Source organism: Streptomyces sp. XM4193 (assembly GCF_023072595.1).
Classification (GTDB): domain Bacteria; phylum Actinomycetota; class Actinomycetes; order Streptomycetales; family Streptomycetaceae; genus Streptomyces.
Genome location: NZ_JALLGK010000002.1, coordinates 246,381 through 263,476, shown reverse-complemented (window position 1 = coordinate 263,476; position 17,096 = coordinate 246,381). Strand labels below are relative to the sequence as shown.

General features: G+C 70.6%; 7 protein-coding genes and 1 pseudogene. All 8 read right to left on the bottom strand.

The genetic code is table 11. The annotated features are described in order from the left end of the window. Window positions 1-106: 106 nt before the first annotated feature. The gene (locus MTQ01_RS08390; protein WP_247488196.1) at window positions 107-1,909 is read right to left on the bottom strand and encodes an ABC transporter substrate-binding protein; all 1,803 of its coding nucleotides are present in this window, start codon (window positions 1,907-1,909) and stop codon (window positions 107-109) included. 99 nt (window positions 1,910-2,008) lie between these two features. Further along, entirely contained in the window at window positions 2,009-3,046 is a 1,038-nt protein-coding gene (locus MTQ01_RS08385) for an ABC transporter permease (RefSeq protein WP_247488194.1), read from the bottom strand. A gap of 594 nt (window positions 3,047-3,640) precedes the next feature. Beyond that, the gene (gene typA, locus MTQ01_RS08380; RefSeq protein ID WP_247488191.1) at window positions 3,641-5,506 is read right to left on the bottom strand and encodes a translational GTPase TypA; all 1,866 of its coding nucleotides are present in this window, start codon (window positions 5,504-5,506) and stop codon (window positions 3,641-3,643) included. A 169-nt stretch (window positions 5,507-5,675) separates the two neighbouring features. Next, the gene (locus MTQ01_RS08375; RefSeq protein ID WP_247488189.1) at window positions 5,676-8,141 is read right to left on the bottom strand and encodes an ABC transporter substrate-binding protein; all 2,466 of its coding nucleotides are present in this window, start codon (window positions 8,139-8,141) and stop codon (window positions 5,676-5,678) included. 205 nt (window positions 8,142-8,346) lie between these two features. Further along, complete coding sequence (locus MTQ01_RS08370) at window positions 8,347-9,195, bottom strand: ABC transporter permease (RefSeq protein WP_247488187.1); 849 nt, start codon at window positions 9,193-9,195, stop codon at window positions 8,347-8,349. Then, a complete protein-coding gene (locus MTQ01_RS08365; RefSeq protein ID WP_247488185.1) occupies window positions 9,192-12,020 on the bottom strand; it encodes an alpha/beta fold hydrolase in 2,829 nt (942 codons plus the stop codon). Before MTQ01_RS08365 ends, MTQ01_RS08370 begins: the two co-directional genes overlap by 4 nt. A 120-nt stretch (window positions 12,021-12,140) precedes the next feature. After that, window positions 12,141-14,045: pseudogene (locus MTQ01_RS08360) on the bottom strand (SpoIIE family protein phosphatase); the annotation flags it as partial. 495 nt (window positions 14,046-14,540) lie between these two features. Next, entirely contained in the window at window positions 14,541-17,006 is a 2,466-nt protein-coding gene (locus tag MTQ01_RS08355) for a SpoIIE family protein phosphatase (RefSeq protein WP_247488183.1), read from the bottom strand. Window positions 17,007-17,096: the final 90 nt, after the last annotated feature.

The window sequence follows — 17,096 nt, the reverse complement described above, 5'->3', positions numbered from 1 at the left end:
CGCTGCTCTCAAGGGCGGCGAGGGGTGGAGGGTGGAGTCGGGGCGAGCCCCGGGAATGTGCGCTTCGCCGCGCGCGCACTCCCGGGGACTCACTTGCGTCGTGCTGTTAGCTCTTGAGGTAGAGGCGGGTCAGGTCGATGTAGCTCTTGACCTGGCCGTACCGGGCGCCACCGACGTTGGAGCCGTACACCTGGAGCTGCTTGGTGTAGTACATCGGGGCGGCGGGGTTGATCTCCTCCACGACGTACTCGTGGATCTTCGTCCACGCCTTCTGGGCTTCCTCCGGGTCGGTGATCTCCAGGGCCTTGTCGATGTCCTCGTTGACCTTCTTGTCATTGATGTGCGAGTAGTTCGACTTGCCGTCGGCGATGTTGTCGCCGTGGTAGAGCACCGGCAGGACGGTGGTGGCGGACGGCCAGTCCTGGCCCCAGCCCGTCATGTAGATGTCGAGCTTGTTGTCGACCTTGCCGACCGTCTCGTAGTAGGCCGAGCCCTGGATGTCCTTCTTCTCGACCTTGAAGCCGACCTTCTCCAGCGCCTTCTCGACGATGACCGCCTGCGAGGTGCGGTGCGGCTCGTTGGCGTGGCCGTAGACGAGGGTCATGCCCTCCTTGCCGGCCTCCTTGAGCAGCTCCTTGGCCTTCTCGAGGTCGCCGTTCGGCTTCTTGAGCTTGTCGTAGGGGTCGAAGCTCTTGTCGTAGCCGGGCAGGGTCGGGGCGAGGAGGCCACCGGCCGGCTCACCGCCGTAGGCACCGCCGTCGGGGCGCAGGATGGCCTTCTGCGGAAGGGCGTAGGTGATCGCGTCACGGACCCGCTTGTCCTTGATGCGGTCCATGTTCATGTTCAGCTGCCAGACGTAGGGCTGGTAGCCCTGGATCGTCCGCTTGCTGATCTCCGGGTCCTCGACGACCTTCTTGACCTGCGGGGTGTCGACCGATCCGGACATCTGGATCGAGTCCTTGGCCTCGCCGCGGTCGGACATGATCCGCTTGGTCTGGTCGGCCCGGTTGTGGTTGTAGGTGATGTTCCACCCGTCCACGAACTGGTGCCGCATCGGGTCGGTCTTCTCGTCCCAGTGCTCGTTCTTCTCGAGCTGCATGCCCTTGCCGCGCTTGAACTCCTTGATCTTGTACGGGCCGAGCGCGACCGGTCCGTTGGTGTACTTCTCCTTGGTGTCCTTGGCCTCGGGCACCACGGCGTAACCCGGCATCGTCAGGGCCTGCGGCAGGTCCGGACGCGCGATCTTGAACTTGAAGATGATGGTCTTGTCGTCCGGCGTCTCCAGGACGCTGTCCGGCAGGTGCTTGCCCTCGTACGGACCGTCGGGCAGCGCCTTGCGGTAGCTGGTGCCCGAGCCGGAGAGCCATTCCTGGATGAAGGTCGGGCCCTCGGTCTGGAACTTGGCGTAGCGGCGCTCGATGGTGTGGCGCAGGTCCTTCGAGGTGATCTCGTCACCGTCGGAGTCCTTGATGCCGTCCTTGAGCGTGTACTTCCAGGTCTTGCCGTCGTCCTCGGTGGTGCCCGAGTCGGTGGCGAGGTCGCCGACGACGGTCAGGCCGCCCTCGTCGTCCTGCTTGTAGGTGGTCAGACCGCGGTGGATCAGCGAGGAGAGCTGACCGGCGTCCGAGACGTAGATCTGGCCCGGGTCGAGGTGGGTGAAGTCCGACTCCTGGTAGACCCGGATGGTGCCGCCCTTCTTGGCACCCTTGATCGGCTCGGCCGGGCCCTTGGAGGCCTCGGCGTCGCCGAACTCAACCGGCTTGGACTGCGCCGCGGCGTCGTCCTGAGTGCTCGACTTGTCCTCGCCGTCACCGCCGCCGTTGTTGCTGCCGCATGCGGTCAGTACGAGCGACCCGGCCGCGAGGGCGACCACGATGGCGCGAGCTTTGCGCGTAGATGAGAGCCTCATCTTGATGATGCACCTGCCTGTCGTTGTAGTTCGAAACGCTGCCTGACGGCTCCGGAAACCCGGTGCAGGGTGGCAGCCCTGGGGGTCAAGGGAGACGCGTCAGCGTCCGGCCTTGGGGTCAATGGCATCTCGGACGGAATCGCCGAAGAGGTTGAACGCCAGGATGAAGATCACCATCGCCACGCCCGGGAAGAGCATGTACATCGGGTTGTCTTCGTAGATGCGACCCGCGGTCGCGAACATTCGTCCCCAGTCGGGAGTCGGCTCCTGGAAGCCCACACCGACGAAGGAGGCGAACGCGATCGTGAGAATCGCGGAGGGGAGCATGTAGCTCGCCTGGATCAGGATCGTGGACTGCAGGTTCGGCAGCAGCTCCTTGCGCAGGATGCGCGCGCTGGAGGCACCCGAGACCCTCGCTGCGTCCACGTACTCGCGTTCTCGGAGGGAGAGGGTCTGGCTGCGCACCAGCCTCGCCATACCCATCCAACCGAGGAACCACAGGATGCCGACGATCGCGAAGAACCGGATGTGAACCGGCGTCTCCTTCTGCGGGTCGACGAAGATGGCGGTGATGACCGGGGTCATCGCGATGAGGAAGAGCTGGCTCGGGAAGGCCATCACGAAGTCGGTGAACCGGCTGAGCCAGTAGTCGACCTTGCCGCCCATGTAGCCGGCGGTGACTCCGATGATGACGCCGGTCAGCGCCGCGAGCACGGCCACGACCAGCGCGGTGTAGAGGGACGTCCGCATGCCGTACAGCAGCTGAGTGAAGATGTCCCGGCCCATGTCCGGCTCGATGCCGAACCAGAAGTCCCCGGAGATTCCGCCGGCGTTGCCGGTCGGGTACCCGTACTCGTCCAGGAGGGTGTAGTCCTCCTGGCTGTAGAGCGTGTACGGGTTCTTGCCGTACAGCTTGGCGATGACGGGCGCCAGCGCAGCGATCAGGAAGAAGAAAATCACTACGCAGCCGGCGATCACACCGGTACGGTCGCGCTTGAAGCGCGTCCACATCAGCTGGCCGGGTGAACGACCCACAAGATCGTCCGAGGAAGTCGGCTTCCTCTTCTTGGGAGGATCTGACTCCCCGTCAGTGGTGTCGTTCCCGGCTATGAGGTCAGCCTGGGATGGACTGGTCATCGCGTTGTGCCCCCGCGCTCTGTCTTTGGCGGAACCCGGTCATTCGGTGGCACAGGATGTGCCATGGGATGAGCGGACTCTTGCAACGAACACAGCAGGCCGTCAAGAGATTCCGGGTGGCCAGAATCCCAGGTGAAGCTTCTTGCGCAAAGATTATGCAGATCGGTGTTCGCACGTGCTTGACACGGATTGAACCAGATCGGCAATTCGGACATTGAGCGATAATTCACCTTGACCAGTCCGCAATAAAACTGACACTGCGCCGATATGCGGACGGTACATCCTGAAGTGCGTACGAACCCTCGGGAGTCCCTCCCGGCCCCGGGGCGCGTGCGACGGCGTCTGCGACGCGGCCCGGAGGCATCCGCGGAGCGGGGGTCGACGCGGCCTGCCGACCCCATCTTCCGCTGTCCGCCCGCCGGTTCACAAGCCGGTTCACAAGCCGGTTCGCCCGAGCGGGCCGCACGCCGTTGTGTGCCGCCTCCGCGAACCCCCGGGACAGGCCCCCGACGCGCCCCGTCTGGCCGTGCACGGGGAACGGCGCGGCACCCGGAAGCCGGGTACCGCGCCGTCACACCTCGGAGGGTGCCCGCGTCAGCGCTTGGAGCGGGAGAGCGTACGGGCGCGCTCGCGCTGGTCGAGGACGACCTTGCGGATGCGCACGGTCTCCGGGGTCACCTCGATGCACTCGTCCTCGCGGCAGAACTCCAGGGACTGCTCCAGCGAGAGCTTCCGCGGCGGCACCAGGTTCTCCGTGGTGTCGGCGCTGGCGGCGCGCATGTTGGTGAGCTTCTTCTCCTTGGTGATGTTGACGTCCATGTCGTCGGAGCGGGAGTTCTCGCCGACGAGCATGCCCTCGTACACCTCGGTGCCCGGCTCGATGAAGATCGTGCCGCGCTCCTGGAGGTTCATCATCGCGAACGGCGTCGCCACACCCGCGCGGTCGGCGACCAGCGAGCCGCTGTGCCTGGTGCGCAGCTCGCCGAACCACGGCTCGTGGCCCTCGGAGATCGAGTGCGCGATGCCGGTGCCCCGGGTCTCGGTCAGGAACTCGGTGCGGAAACCGATCAGTCCGCGCGAGGGCACGATGAACTCCATGCGCACCCAGCCCGAACCGTGGTTCGTCATGGTCTCCATACGGCCCTTGCGGCCGGCCATCAGCTGGGTGATGGCGCCCAGGTGCTCCTCGGGGGCGTCGATGGTCATCCGCTCGACCGGCTCGTGCAGCTTGCCGTCGATCTCCTGGGTGACGACCTGCGGCTTGCCGACCGTGAGCTCGAAGCCCTCGCGGCGCATCGTCTCGACCAGGATCGCCAGCGCCAGCTCGCCGCGGCCCTGAACCTCCCAGGTGTCCGGACGCTCGGTGGACAGCACGCGCAGCGAGACGTTGCCGATGAGCTCCTTGTCCAAGCGGTCCTTCACCAGGCGCGCGGTGACCTTGTGGCCCTTGCCGCCCTTACCGACCAGCGGCGAGTTGTTGGTGCCGATGGTCATGGAGATCGCCGGCTCGTCCACCTTGATGAGCGGCAGCGCGACCGGGTTCTCGGCGTCGGCGAGGGTCTCGCCGATCATGATGTCGGCCATGCCCGCGACGGCGCAGATGTCACCGGGCCCGGCCTCCTCGGCGGGCTTGCGGGTGAGCGCGTCGGTCATCAGCAGCTCGGTGACGCGCACGTTCTGGACGCTGCCGTCGCGCTTCATCCAGGCGACGGTCTGACCCTTCTTGAGGGTGCCGTTCTTGACGCGGCAGAGCGCGATCCGGCCGAGGAAGTTGTCCGCGTCCAGGTTGGTGACGTGCGCCTGAAGCGGAGCGCCCTCCTCGTAGGAGGGCGCGGGGACGGTCTGCAGCAGCGTGGTGAAGAACGGCTCCAGGCTGTCGCTGTCGGCCGGCACGGTGCCGTCCTCGGGCTTGGTCAGCGAGGCGACGCCGTCCCGGGCGCAGGCGTAGACGATCGGGAACTCGATCTGCTCCTCGTCGGCGTCCAAGTCCAGGAAGAGGTCGTAGGTGTCGTCCACGACCTCGGCGATGCGGGAGTCGGAACGGTCCGTCTTGTTGATGCACAGGATGACCGGCAGCTTCGCGTGGAGCGCCTTGCGCAGCACGAAACGGGTCTGCGGCAGCGGGCCCTCGGACGCGTCGACCAGCAGCACCACCGCGTCGACCATCGACAGTCCGCGCTCGACCTCGCCGCCGAAGTCGGCGTGGCCGGGGGTGTCGATGATGTTGATCGTGACGGGCGGGGTGCCGTCCTTGGGGTGGTACTTGACCGCGGTGTTCTTCGCGAGAATGGTGATGCCCTTCTCGCGCTCGAGGTCGTTGGAGTCCATCACCCGGTCGTCGACCTGCTGGTGCGCGGCGAAAGCGCCGGCCTGCTTGAGCATTGCGTCGACGAGGGTGGTCTTGCCGTGGTCGACGTGAGCGACGATGGCGACGTTTCGGATGTCGTTGCGCGTGGGCATGCTGGCGGACGCTTCTTCCGGTGTCGTGGTCGGCGTCGCGACCTTGACCGGCCGCGCGCCCGCCGCGCTGATCGTGTCGCCGCGGCCTGGATACCCACCCATGGTACGGCCCGGGACCTCACCTCTCGTCCCGGGCCGTGTCCGGCGGTCATCCGCCGTGCGGTGGCGGCTACTTCCGGTAGCCGATGTCCTGGTAGCGGGGGGTTTCGAAACCGAACGCGCCGGCGTTGACCAGCTTGCGGTCGACCGCGACCAGTTCGGGTCGCTGGTGCAGCGGGATCGACCCGGCCACGGCCCACACCCGGGCGTCGATCTGCTTGAGCACGTCCGCCCGTGCCGAGTCGTCGAGTTCGGTGACGGCCTGCTCGAAGAGGGAGTCGATCTGGTCCGTGCCGACCCGGGTGTAGTTCTGCTCGACCAGCAGCGAACCGTCCGGAGCCGGCACCGGCTTGGCGAACAGCGGACGTGCGTCGGTCACCGGATAGGCGCTCACCGGCCAGGAGTAGAGCGCGAGGTCGAAGTCTCCCGAGGCGATGTGGTCCTCGAAGTACGCCTCGTCCTGCACCTCGTGGAGTTCGGCGCGGATGCCGACCTCCTCCAGCATGTAGGCGATCCGCTTGGCGGTGGCACGCAGCTGCCCGGCGCCGGGACCGGCCGGCACCACCATCCGCAGCTGAAGCTTCTTGCCCTGTTTGGCCCGTACGAGCCCGCCCTCTGCGCTGAGCAGACCGCCCACCCAGCGGCCGAGCGCCCGGTCGGCCTGTTCGGCACGCTTCCCGGACGCCTTGGCACGCTCCGCCAGCCGCTCGGCAGCCTCGTCCTCGTCCTTCTCCGCCCGCTCGGCGAGGCGTGCGTCCAGCTGTGCGTTCTGGCGCAGCAGCCCGGCGTGCGTGGTCGCCGAGCCGTGCCGCAGCGCGGCGAGCAGCCCGCGGGGGGCCGGCTCGGCGTCGCGCGAGGTGGCGTCCTGCGGTTTGGCGTCCTCCTCGGCGGTCTCGTGGCTGCCGAGCGCCGGGCCGCCCTGCCAACCCGCGGCGGCGAGCTGGGCCGCGGCGGCCTCCCTGCCGCCGTCCCCCATCGCCGCGCTGTTGTCGCTGTATCCGTCCTGGTCGTAGCCGCGCAGATGGCTGCCGAGCGGCTCGGCGGGCAGGCCGACCGGCTTCAGTACGGATTCGGCGAGCTTCTCCCGGTCGAGCGCCCGACCGATGGCACGGCGCACCCGCTCGTCCTGGAGCGGACCGGAGGTGCCGTTGAGGGCGAGTTGGGTGTAGCCGGGCCCGAGTGCGCGGCGGACGGTGAGTGCGGCGAGGTTGCGCCGCTCCTCGGCGGCCTTCCGACGGGCGGCGGCAGCCTTCTCGGCCTCCTTGCGCGCCTTCTCGGCCGCCTTCCGCTCCTTCTTGGTCAGCTTCTCGTCCTTCTCGTCGGTGTCCTTGTCGTCCTTCTCGTCCTTGTCGTCCTTCTCGTCTTTGGCGCTCTTCTCGTCCTTGTCCTCGGCGTCCGCGCTGCCGCTCGGTTCGGCGCTCGCGCTCGGCTTCCGGGACGCCGCGGAGGCGTCGGACTTCGGGGACGGACTGGCGCTCGGGTCCGTCGAGGCGTCCGGTTTGTCGCTCTTTCCGGTCGCGCTCGACGACGGCGAGGAGGAAGAGGACCCGTCCGACCCGGTCCCGTTCGAGGCTGACGCCTCTTCGGAGGCGGCCGAGGCGGCGGACTCCTCCTCGGGCCGGGCCGCCGGGGGCTTGTTCGAGCTGTCCGGCCGTTCGAAGAGCCGCAGGTCCGTACGGTCGATCTCCGCGAGGTCGAGCCGGCCGGCGGCGAGCGCCTCGGCGCGCTGGGCGCGCGGTACCGGGGTGAGGACGATGGTGTCGAGCCTGGCGCGCTCGCCCCACCAGCGGGGGTTGCGCTCCAGGGTGACGGTCTTGTCCTTGCGCCCGACCTTGCCGCCCTTGAGCCTGAACGGCCCGCCGGAGACCGCGAGTCGGGTGCGCGCGCCGTCGTTGAAGGAGGAGGGGTCGCCCATCACCGAACGCGGGTAGAGCGGGCTGAAGAGCGACTTCCAGTCGCTGTACGGGCGGGCGAACGTGACCTTCACCTGCCGCGCGTCCTTGCCCCGAGTGACCTTGTGCACCCGTTCGTACCCCGAGTTGCGGGCGCTCCAGAACGCGCTCTCCCGGCCGCTGAGCGCCTTCCACTGGGCCTGGAAGTCGGCCGCGGTGACCGGCTTTCCGTCGCTCCAGCGCGCCTTGCGGCTCAGCGTGTAGACGACCGTCTGCTGCGGTTCGCGGCTGGTGACCTCGGCGGACTCCAGATAGTCCTCGTTGAGCCGCGGCCGGGCCCGGCTGTCGAGCGGGAAGAGCGTGGGCAGCACGGCTTCGGCGATCCGGTCGGTGCTCTCGTCGGCCTCCGCCTGGAAGGCGTTGAGCGTACGGGGCATCGCGTCCACCGCCCAGCGCAGACTGCCGCCCGCGGCCGTACGGTCGCGCTCGCCGGGAGCGATGTCCCGTGCGGCGCCGCTCTTCCCCTCGGCGGGCTCCTCGCCTCCGGTGCAGCCGGCCAGTACCGGAGGCAGGAGTGCGCCCGCGGCGAGTACGGCCACGCAGCGGCGCCGAACGGCGGAGTCGTTGAACGGCGAGGCTGGCATGGCTGTCTACCTCCGAGAAGCCGGCGCCGCCCGTGCCACCTCGGCGGGATCAGGCGGCTCATCACATGAATGGGCCTCCATGGAAGAGCGGGGTCCGTTGCGCTGCGGGCAGACACGGCGTTCGACGCCGCAGGCCCACCCGGTTGGCGGGGAGCCGCCGGGTGGGCCTGGGGAGGTGGACGGGCGGGGCTCGCCCGCCGGGCCGTCAGGACACGATGTCCTTGCGGCGGAAGCCTCGGAAGGCGAGGGCGAAGAGCACCGTCGCGTAGGAGACCGAGACCGCGGAGCCCTTGAGCATGCCGCCCCACTCCAGCTCCGGCTGGAGCGCGTCGATCCAGGCGAAGTGCCAGTGCGCGGGCAGGAATTCGCGCCAGTGCTCCAGCGCGGTGACCGCGTCCAGCACATTGCCGAGGATGACCAGCCCCACCGCACCGCCGACCGCGCCCAGCGGCGCGTCGGTGACGGTGGAGAGCCAGAACGCGAAGCCCGCGGTGACCAGTTGGGAGACGTAGACGAAGCAGACCGCGATGAGCATCCGCAGCAGCGCCTCCCCTGCCGGCAGCGAGCCGCCCGTGGGCAGCATCAGCGGACCCCAGCCGTACGCGGCCGTGCCGACGCCGAGCGCCACCAGGGGCAGGAGCAGCAGCGCCGCGGCGCTGAAGGCCAGCGCGACGACCAGCTTGCTCAGCAGCAGCCGGGTCCTGGGCACGGGGGCCGCCAGGAGGTAGCGCAGCGAGGACCAGCTCGCCTCCGAGGCGACCGTGTCGCCGCAGAACAGCGCGACCGGCACGACCAGCAGAAATCCCGCGGAGACGAAGAGCGAGACGGCGGCGAAGTTCAGCCCCGAGGCGGTCGCGGTGTCCATCAGGCTCACCCTGCGCCCCGGTTCGTCGTCCCCGACGGCGAACGCGACGACCAGCACGAGCGGGAGGACTGCCAGCATCCCGGCCATCACCAGGGTGCGACGGCGGCGCAGTTGCCGCATCGCCTCCACCCTCAGCGGCAGGGTGCGGCTCGCCCGGTAACCCGGTGCCTGTTCCAGGAGCTCGGTCATGCCGGCTGTCCTCCGATCATGGTGAGGAAGGCGTCCTCCAGCCGACGGTGCGGCCCGAAGCGCTCCACCGGGATGTCCAGGCGCAGCAGCTCGGGCAGCAGGTCCTGCGGACCGGCGCCCGAAAGCCGCACCAGCAGTCCGTCCTCGGTGCGCACCGCGCTGCCGACACCGGGCAGCGCGGCCACCTTGTCGGCCCAGGCGTCGAGTTGGGCGGCGGAGTGGTCGCCGTGGACTCCCACGATCAGGCTGTCCCCCTCGCCGGTGATCTCCGCGACCGGGCCCGAACGCACGAGCCTGCCGCGGTCCATCACGACCAGGTGGGTGCAGGACTGCTCCACCTCGGCCAGCAGATGGCTGGAGACGATGACCGTACGGCCGCCCTCCGCGTAGCGGATCATGACCTCGCGCATCTCCCGGATCTGGGGCGGGTCGAGGCCGTTGGTCGGCTCGTCGAGGATGAGCAGCTCCGGCAGGCCCAGCATCGCCTCGGCGATGGCCAGACGCTGCCGCATGCCCTGGGAGTACGTGCGCACGGCGCGGTCCAGGGCTTCGCCGAGATCGGCGATCTCCAGCGCCTCTTCGAGATGCGCGTCCTCCGCGGGACGGCCGGTGGCCTGCCAGTACAGCTCCAGATTGGCGCGACCGGTCAGGTGCGGGAGGAAGCCCGCGCCCTCGACGAAAGCTCCGACCCGCGAGAGGACCGGCGCTCCGGGCCGGACGGCCTGGCCGAAGAGGCGGATCTCGCCCTCGTCCGGCTTGATCAGTCCCATCAGCATGCGCAGCGTGGTGGTCTTGCCCGCGCCGTTGGGCCCCAGCAGCCCGAGCACCTGCCCGCGTTCGACCCGGAAGTCGAGGTCCCGCACGGCGTACCGGTCGACGGCGCCCGCGTAGCGCTTGGAGAGCCCGGTGATCCGGAGCGGCACCTGCGCCAGCTCGGGGTCGGGGGCGACGGGCCTGGTGCGGCGCCGTCCGGTGAGCAGCAGACCCACCGCCACCGCGAGACCGATCAGCGGAAGCCCCCAGACCCACCAGGGCAGGCCCATGCCCTCCGAGGCGACCCGGGGCGCGGTGGGCACTCGGAGCGCGGTGTCGTCCAGCGAGACGGTGTAGTCGGCGGCGCGCTCGGGCGAGGCGTAGCCGAGGTCGGTGGCGGCGAGCACCAGTTCCAGACGGTGGCCGGACTTGATCTCGCGGTCGATGGCCGGGAGCCGCAGGGTGACGTCACGGCCCTCGGCGGCGTCCTCGACCCGTACGGGGCTGACGAGTTGGGAGGGCAGCACCCGGCGGCCGTCGGGCCCGACGTCGTAGAGCTTGCCGAAGAGCACCGCGTCGCGGACCGGCCGCTCGTCGTCGTCGTTCTCCGCGCGCACCCGCAGTTCGACGGTGGGTGAGCCGGTCACCTGCATGCTCTCGTTCAGCGGGGCGGAGGTGAACCTGGCGTGCTGACCGGGGAAGTCGACGCTGATGCCCGAACCGACCGCCCCGAGCTGGCTGAGCCCGCTGCCGACTCCGGGCACCGCCGAGATGGAGGGCGGGCCGCCGCCGGGCGGGTTGCGGAAGGTCTGCTCCTGGCCGGTCAGCCGTACGGTGCGTTCACCGCTGGACAGGCCCGGGTAGGCGGGGCCGGTGGCGCCGCGCTGGGTGACGCCGCCGGAGGTGGAGTCCAGGCCGCCGCTGCGCGAGACGCGGAAGGCGGGGCCGGTGTCGGCGTCGTCCTGCTCGGCGAGGTGCTTGTCGAACCAGTCGGTGATCCGCTGCTGCACACGGTCGGTCTCCATGGCTCCGCCGTCGTGACCTCCTGCGATCCAGTCGACGGAGACGGGTGCGCCGTTGCCCTTGATGGTCCTGGCCATCGTGTCCGCGTGCTCCAGTGGGAAGAGCGAGTCCGTCTTCCCCTGGACGACGAGGGTGGGCACCTTGATGCGGTCGCCGACGGCGGAGGGGCTGCGCTCGCTCAGCAACTCGCGTGCTTCCGCGTCGGGTTGACCCGACTCGGCGACCCGCTCGTACATCCGGCACAGTTGCTCGACGAACCGTCCGCAGCCCTCCTGGCCCTGGCCGGGCGGCGGGGTGACGGCCGGGCCGTCGCCGGGCTCCTGTCCGCCGCCTTCGGGGACCTCCCCGCCGGGCTCCTCCTCGGGGCCCTGGCCGCCACTGTTCTCTTCGGCCCCTTCGGCCCCCTCGTCCTCGTTGCCCTGCGCCATCACCGAGCCGGTGGTGAAGAAGATGCCGGACCACAGCTTCTTGTAGACGCCGCCGGGGAACAGTGCGTCGGCGAGGTCCCAGTAGGTGATCACCGGGGCGATCGCGTCGACGCGCTTGTCGTGCCCGGCGGCGAGCAGCGCGGCGGCACCGCCGTAGGAGGCTCCGGCTACGCCGACCCGGGGGTCGCCGTCGGCGTCCTGTCGCACCTCGGGGCGTTCGGCGAGCCAGTCGATCAGCGCCGAGACGTCCTTGCCCTCGCGTGCCGGGTCGTTCAGCCCGATCCTGCCGGTGGATTCACCGAACCCCCGCGCGGACCAGGTGAGCACCGCGTACCCGGAACGGGCGAGCTTCTCGGCCTGTTCACGGGTGTCGTCCTTGCTGCCGCCGAAGCCGTGGCCGAGGAGCACGGCGGGCTTCGGGTCGTCGGCGGTGGTCGCGTCGGTGGTGAAGAACGAGGTGTCGATCTTCGCTCCCGGCATCGACATGGTGCGGTCGGCGCGGTTCACCGGGGTGTCGGAGTCGGCGGCGACGGCGGTCACCGCACCGCCGCCCGCCAGCAGCGCCAGCGCGGCACCGCCGGCGATCAGGCGGCCCCGCCGGCCCGTGAGTCGAAGTCCCATGCCAGGAAGCGTAAGCGGACGGCCGATCAGACCGCGTACGGGTCCCCCTCCGGCGGAATCCGGCCCTCCGCCGCGTCCGGGCCGGCGCACTCCTGCCGGCTGTGCGGCGGGAGCCGCGCGCTACAGCGAGGGGAAAGCGTCCAACAGCGCGTCCACGGAGGCCGAGGACGGGCCGGAGCTGCCCGAGGGCATCCCGAGCTCGAACCAGACCGCCTTGCCGTCCGGGGTGCGCCGGCTGCCCCAGCGCTGCGAGAGCAACTCGACCAGCTGGAGCCCGCGCCCGCCCTCGTCGGTGTCCATCGCACGACGGCGGCGCGGCTGCACCTGGCCGGTGTCCCACACCTCGCAGACCAGGGTGTGGTCCAGCAGCAGCCGGAGCCGGATGGTGCCCGAGCCGTGCCGCAGCGCGTTGGTGACGAGCTCGCTGACCAGCAGCTCGGTGGTGTCCGCCAGCGCGAGCAGATCCCACTCGGCCAGCTCCCGGCGGGCCAACTCCCGTGCGCGGGCGACCGACTGGGGCTCGGCGGACAGACGCCAGTCGCCGACGCTGGAGCCGGGCAGACCGTGCACCCGGGCCAGCAGCAGCGCCATGTCGTCCTCGCCGTCCAGCATGTCTATCCGGGCGAACACCCGGTCGCAGACGTCCTCCAGCGGTCGGTCGCAGTCGGCGACCGCGGTGCGGAAGGCGTTCAACCCGGCGTCGAGCGACTGATGCCGGGACTCCACCAGCCCGTCGGTGTACAGCGCCAGCAGCGCGCCGTCGGGCAGTTGCATGTCGATCTGCTCGAACGGCTCGCCGCCCACCCCGAGCGGAACGCCCTTGGGCACGTCCAGCAGCTCGGCGCGCTCCTGCGCCGAAGCGGGCAGCGCCGACCCGTCCGGGTCCGCCTCCACCAGCACCGGCGGCAGATGGCCCGCGTTGGCGATGGTGCAGCGGCGGGAGACCGGGTCGTAGACGGCGTACACACAGGTGGCGAGGTAGACCTCGGCGAGGGTGTCCTCGGAGGGCGGGCCGCCGCGCCGGTTGTAGCGGGAGTCGCCGAGGCCGCGGGCGATCTCGTCCAACCGCTCCAGCACCTCGGCCGGTTCGAGGTCCAGGAGCGCCAGGGTCCGTACGGCGGTGCGCAGTTCGCCCATGGCGACGGCGGCGCGCAGACCCCGGCCCATCACGTCACCGATGACCAGGGCCGTCCGGTGCCCGGGCAGCTCGATCACGTCGAACCAGTCTCCGCCGACCTCGGTGGCGGCGGTGCCGGGGTGGTAGCGGCAGGCGATGTCCAGGCCGGCCGCGGCGGGGTTGCCCGGTGGCAGCAGGCTGCGCTGGAGGATGAGAGCGCGCTCGTGCTCGCGGCGGTAGAGGCGCGCGTTGTCTATGCAGACGGCGGCTCTGGCGGCCAGCTCGGCGGCGAGCGCCGCGTCCCGCTCGCCGAAGCGCTCGCTGCCCTTGACCCGGGAGAACTGCACCAGGCCGAGCATCCGCTCACCGGCGATCATGGGCACGGCGAGGCTGGAGTGGACCAGCACGCCGAAGGCGGAGACCGCCTCGCCCTCGCTGTTGACCGGCTGGATGGCGCGGACTCTGGCGGTGCGCAGCGCCAGCGCGTGCGGCGACTCGAAGGCGTACCTGTGGGTCGAGCCCAGCGGCACGGTGTCCGGGTCGGAGCCGTCGCCGACGGCGCTGGCGAAGGCGACCCGGCGCAGCGGCGCGCTGCCCTCGCCGCTGCCGGGCTGCGGATCGTCGCCCGCGAGGACTTCCTCGTACAGGTCGACGGCTGCGAGATCGCAGAACTGCGGTACGGCGACGTCCAACAGCTCGCGCGCGGTCTTCTCGAGGTCGAGGGAGTTGCCCATGCGCGCTCCGGCGGCGTTCAGCAACGCGAGAGCCCGCCGTACGTCGTCCGGCTTGCCCGCCTCTGCTGGAATGTCGCTCAACGCAGCCCCTTCCCCGTCGTCCCGGCTCACGAGCCTTTTGCGCGCAGTCTCGCAGGAGTCCTGACGCGGCAACACCCGTATCCGCCAATGCCGTACGACAGTTGCTCAGTTGTACTACGGACAGCATCCGGTCACTCGCGCCCGGTCACGAACGCGTGCGATCGGTCACCGCCCTCCTCTTCTCTCATAACCAACCACACCGGGCCCGAACCCCCGCCCGCCGCTTTGTCGACCGAAGCCGGTGCGCCGGCCGCCGTGTGCGCGCGTCGCTGGTCACGCGCTCGAAGTCGCTCCGAGCCGCCGCCGCGCACGGTTGCGCACAGCGGGCGGGCGCGTCCCAACGGCGGGCGGGACACGCCGAGTTGATCATGCAGGTACGGGTTGCGCGGCGCAAGGTGCGCGGCGCTCGACGGACAGTTCCGGTCACGCTCGGGGGCACAACGGGCAGCCGGCACAGACCGATCCGGCCGTCGACGGGCCGCCGGAGCGCTCGCCGCCGTCCGACGTCCGGCCTTCGCCGTCCGGCCCGACGGGTCCGCGGATGCGGTCACGGCACGGGGTCGGCGGTACGGGGTCGGCGGGCCTGCCTCAGACGGGGCAGTGGGGCAGGGAGAGTTCGAACCAGACCGTCTTGCCCGCCGGGCCGCGCCGGGTACCCCAGCGGCGGGCGGACTGCGCCACGAGCTGAATCCCCCGGCCGCCCTCGTCGTCGGGGTCCGGGGTGCGTTCGCGCGGCGGGTCGGGCAGCGGGTCGGAGACCTCGACGAGCAGCGAACCGGCCCGCACCATCCGTACGCCGATGGGGCCGTGCGCATACCGCAGCGCGTTCGTGAACAACTCGCTGACCAGCAGCACCGCTTCGTCCGTCAGCTCCTCCAGACCCCAGCGCTGGAGGGTCGTACGGACCTCGTGCCGGGCCCGGCGCACCGCGAGCGTCTCGGCGGGGAAGGTCCAGCTGGCGGAGGAGTTGTCCGGCAGCCCGCCGAGCTGGGCCATGAGGAGCGCCGCATCGTCCGCGTGCGCGGGCACGGCGTCGTTGTGGGGGGTGATCATCTCGATGGCGTCGTCGCAGGCGTCCTCGATGTCGAACGGCCGGCCGCCCGCGGTCTGCCGGGTGAGCCGGCCGCTCAGCCGTGCCAGTCCGTCGGTGATGTCCTCGCCGCGCGTCTCGACGAGGCCGTCGGTGTAGAGCACCAGCACCGCACCCTCCTCGATCCGGACGTCCACCGACTCGAAGTGGACTCCCTCCACGCCCAGCGGCGCACCGGACGGCAGTTCCAGCAGCTCGGCCGCGCGCTCACCGCCCGCGGCGGGGGCGCCGACGAGCAGCGGCGGCACATGGCCGGCCTTGGCCAGGCTGACGGTACGGGTGGACGGGTCGTAGACGGCGTACACACAGGTCGCCATCAGGGGTTCCTCCGGCCCCTGCGCGAGGTCGTCGGCCAAATCGTTGATCCGGCGCAGCAGTTCGTGCGGCGGCAGATCGAGCGGGGCGAGGGTGCGCACGGCGGTGCGCAGCCGGCCCATGGTGGCCGCGGCCCTGAGCCCGTGGCCCATCACATCGCCCACCACCAGCGCCACCCGGCCGCCGGCCAGCGGGATGACGTCGAACCAGTCGCCGCCCACCTCGGTGCCGCTGCTGCCCGGAACGTAGCGGACCGCGACCCGTACCCCGGGCGGCGAGGGCACCCGCTGGGGCAGCAGGCTGCGTTGCAGCATCAGGGCGCCCTCGCGTTCACGCGCGTAGAGCCGGGCGTTGTCGAGCGAGACGCCTGCGCGGCCGGCCAACTCCATGGTGAGCGCGACGTCGTCCTCGTCGAAGCCCTCCCGCTCGCCGGCTCTGCTGATCACCAGCAGGCCGAGCACGATGCCGCGGGCGCTGAGCGGAACGCAGAGCAGCGAGTGGATGTCCAGGTCCAGCGCGGCCTGCACCTTGGGGTCGCCGCGGTAGGTGGCGGCCAGCAACTCCCGCTGCGAGCCCGCGAGATGGGGCCTGCCGCTGCGCAGGACGGTCGCGAAGAAGGAGTCGGGCGCCAGCGCCACGTCCTGGCCCGCGCGCAGCATCCGCCCCACCGCCGGACCGGTGCTGCCCGCGGCCACGCCGAGTTGGAGCAGCGGGACACCGGACTGGGGCGGGGTGACGGGGAGTTCGTCGCCCTGGAAGACCTCGCTGCGCAGCATCACCCCCGCGTAGTCGGCGAAGCCCGGCACCAGTGCGCGGGCCAGCGCCCTGGAGAGCTTGCGAACGTCCAGCAGATCGCCCAGCGCGACGTTGACGTCGTCGAGCAGCATCAGCCGCTGACGGGCGCGCTCCACCTTCTGGACCGCGTCTCGGCGCTCGGTGATGTCCATGATGGTGCAGCTGACCCCGACGACCTTGCCGGAACGGTCGGTCAGCCGGCCGTAGGAGACCGACCGGGCCCCTCTGCCGTCCGGGGAGGGCATCACCATGTCGATGACGGTGCGCCCGGTCTCCAGCACCACGGACTGGACGTCGGAGATCTCCCGCGACATGAAGGCCGGGAGCACTTCCTCCACCGTGCGCCCGATCAGCTCGTCGTTGCTGGCGTTGTGCAGCGCCAGCAGCGCCTTGTTGACCCGCACGAAGCGCCGCTGCTCGTCGAAGAGGGCGATGGCGAGCGGCGAGGAGTCGAAGAGCGCGTCGAGGGCGGCGAGGTCGTGCTCGATCGCCCGCAGCCGGTTGATCTCGACCACGTTGGCCAGGATGAACGGCTCCCCGTCGGCGTCCTCCAGCAGCGCCGCCTGGGACTGGGTGTCCACGAGGCGGCCGTCCCGGTGGACGGCGGTGAGGAAGCCGCGCCACACCCGGCCCCGCCGCAGCTCGCCGTAGATGCCGAGAGCGGGGTCCGCCTCCCGGTCGGCGGAGGCGAGGAACTCGACGAACCGGTGGCCGGTGGCCTCTTCCGCGCTCCAGCCGAGCATGTCCTCGGCGGTGGGGCTCCACAGCAGCACCCGGCCGCCGGTGTCGAGGATGATCACGCCGATGGGGAGCGTGTCGAGCAGCGAATCGGCTGCGCTCGGTCCCTCGCTCACTCCGCCCACGTCCCTGCTCGGGTGGCGCTGCCGGGGCACTGTCGAGCTCGGCCCACAACAGCAAGACAAACTGTACTAACAGCACACATA

Bases quoted from the DNA above. Each gene is read 5' to 3' on its own strand.
- MTQ01_RS08390 (WP_247488196.1), bottom strand. From the start codon at position 1,909: ATGAGGCTCTCATCTACGCGCAAAGCTCGCGCCATCGTGGTCGCCCTC.
- MTQ01_RS08385 (WP_247488194.1), bottom strand. From the start codon at position 3,046: ATGACCAGTCCATCCCAGGCTGACCTCATAGCCGGGAACGACACCACT.
- typA (WP_247488191.1), bottom strand. From the start codon at position 5,506: ATGCCCACGCGCAACGACATCCGAAACGTCGCCATCGTCGCTCACGTC.
- MTQ01_RS08375 (WP_247488189.1), bottom strand. From the start codon at position 8,141: ATGCCAGCCTCGCCGTTCAACGACTCCGCCGTTCGGCGCCGCTGCGTG.
- MTQ01_RS08370 (WP_247488187.1), bottom strand. From the start codon at position 9,195: ATGACCGAGCTCCTGGAACAGGCACCGGGTTACCGGGCGAGCCGCACC.
- MTQ01_RS08365 (WP_247488185.1), bottom strand. From the start codon at position 12,020: ATGGGACTTCGACTCACGGGCCGGCGGGGCCGCCTGATCGCCGGCGGT.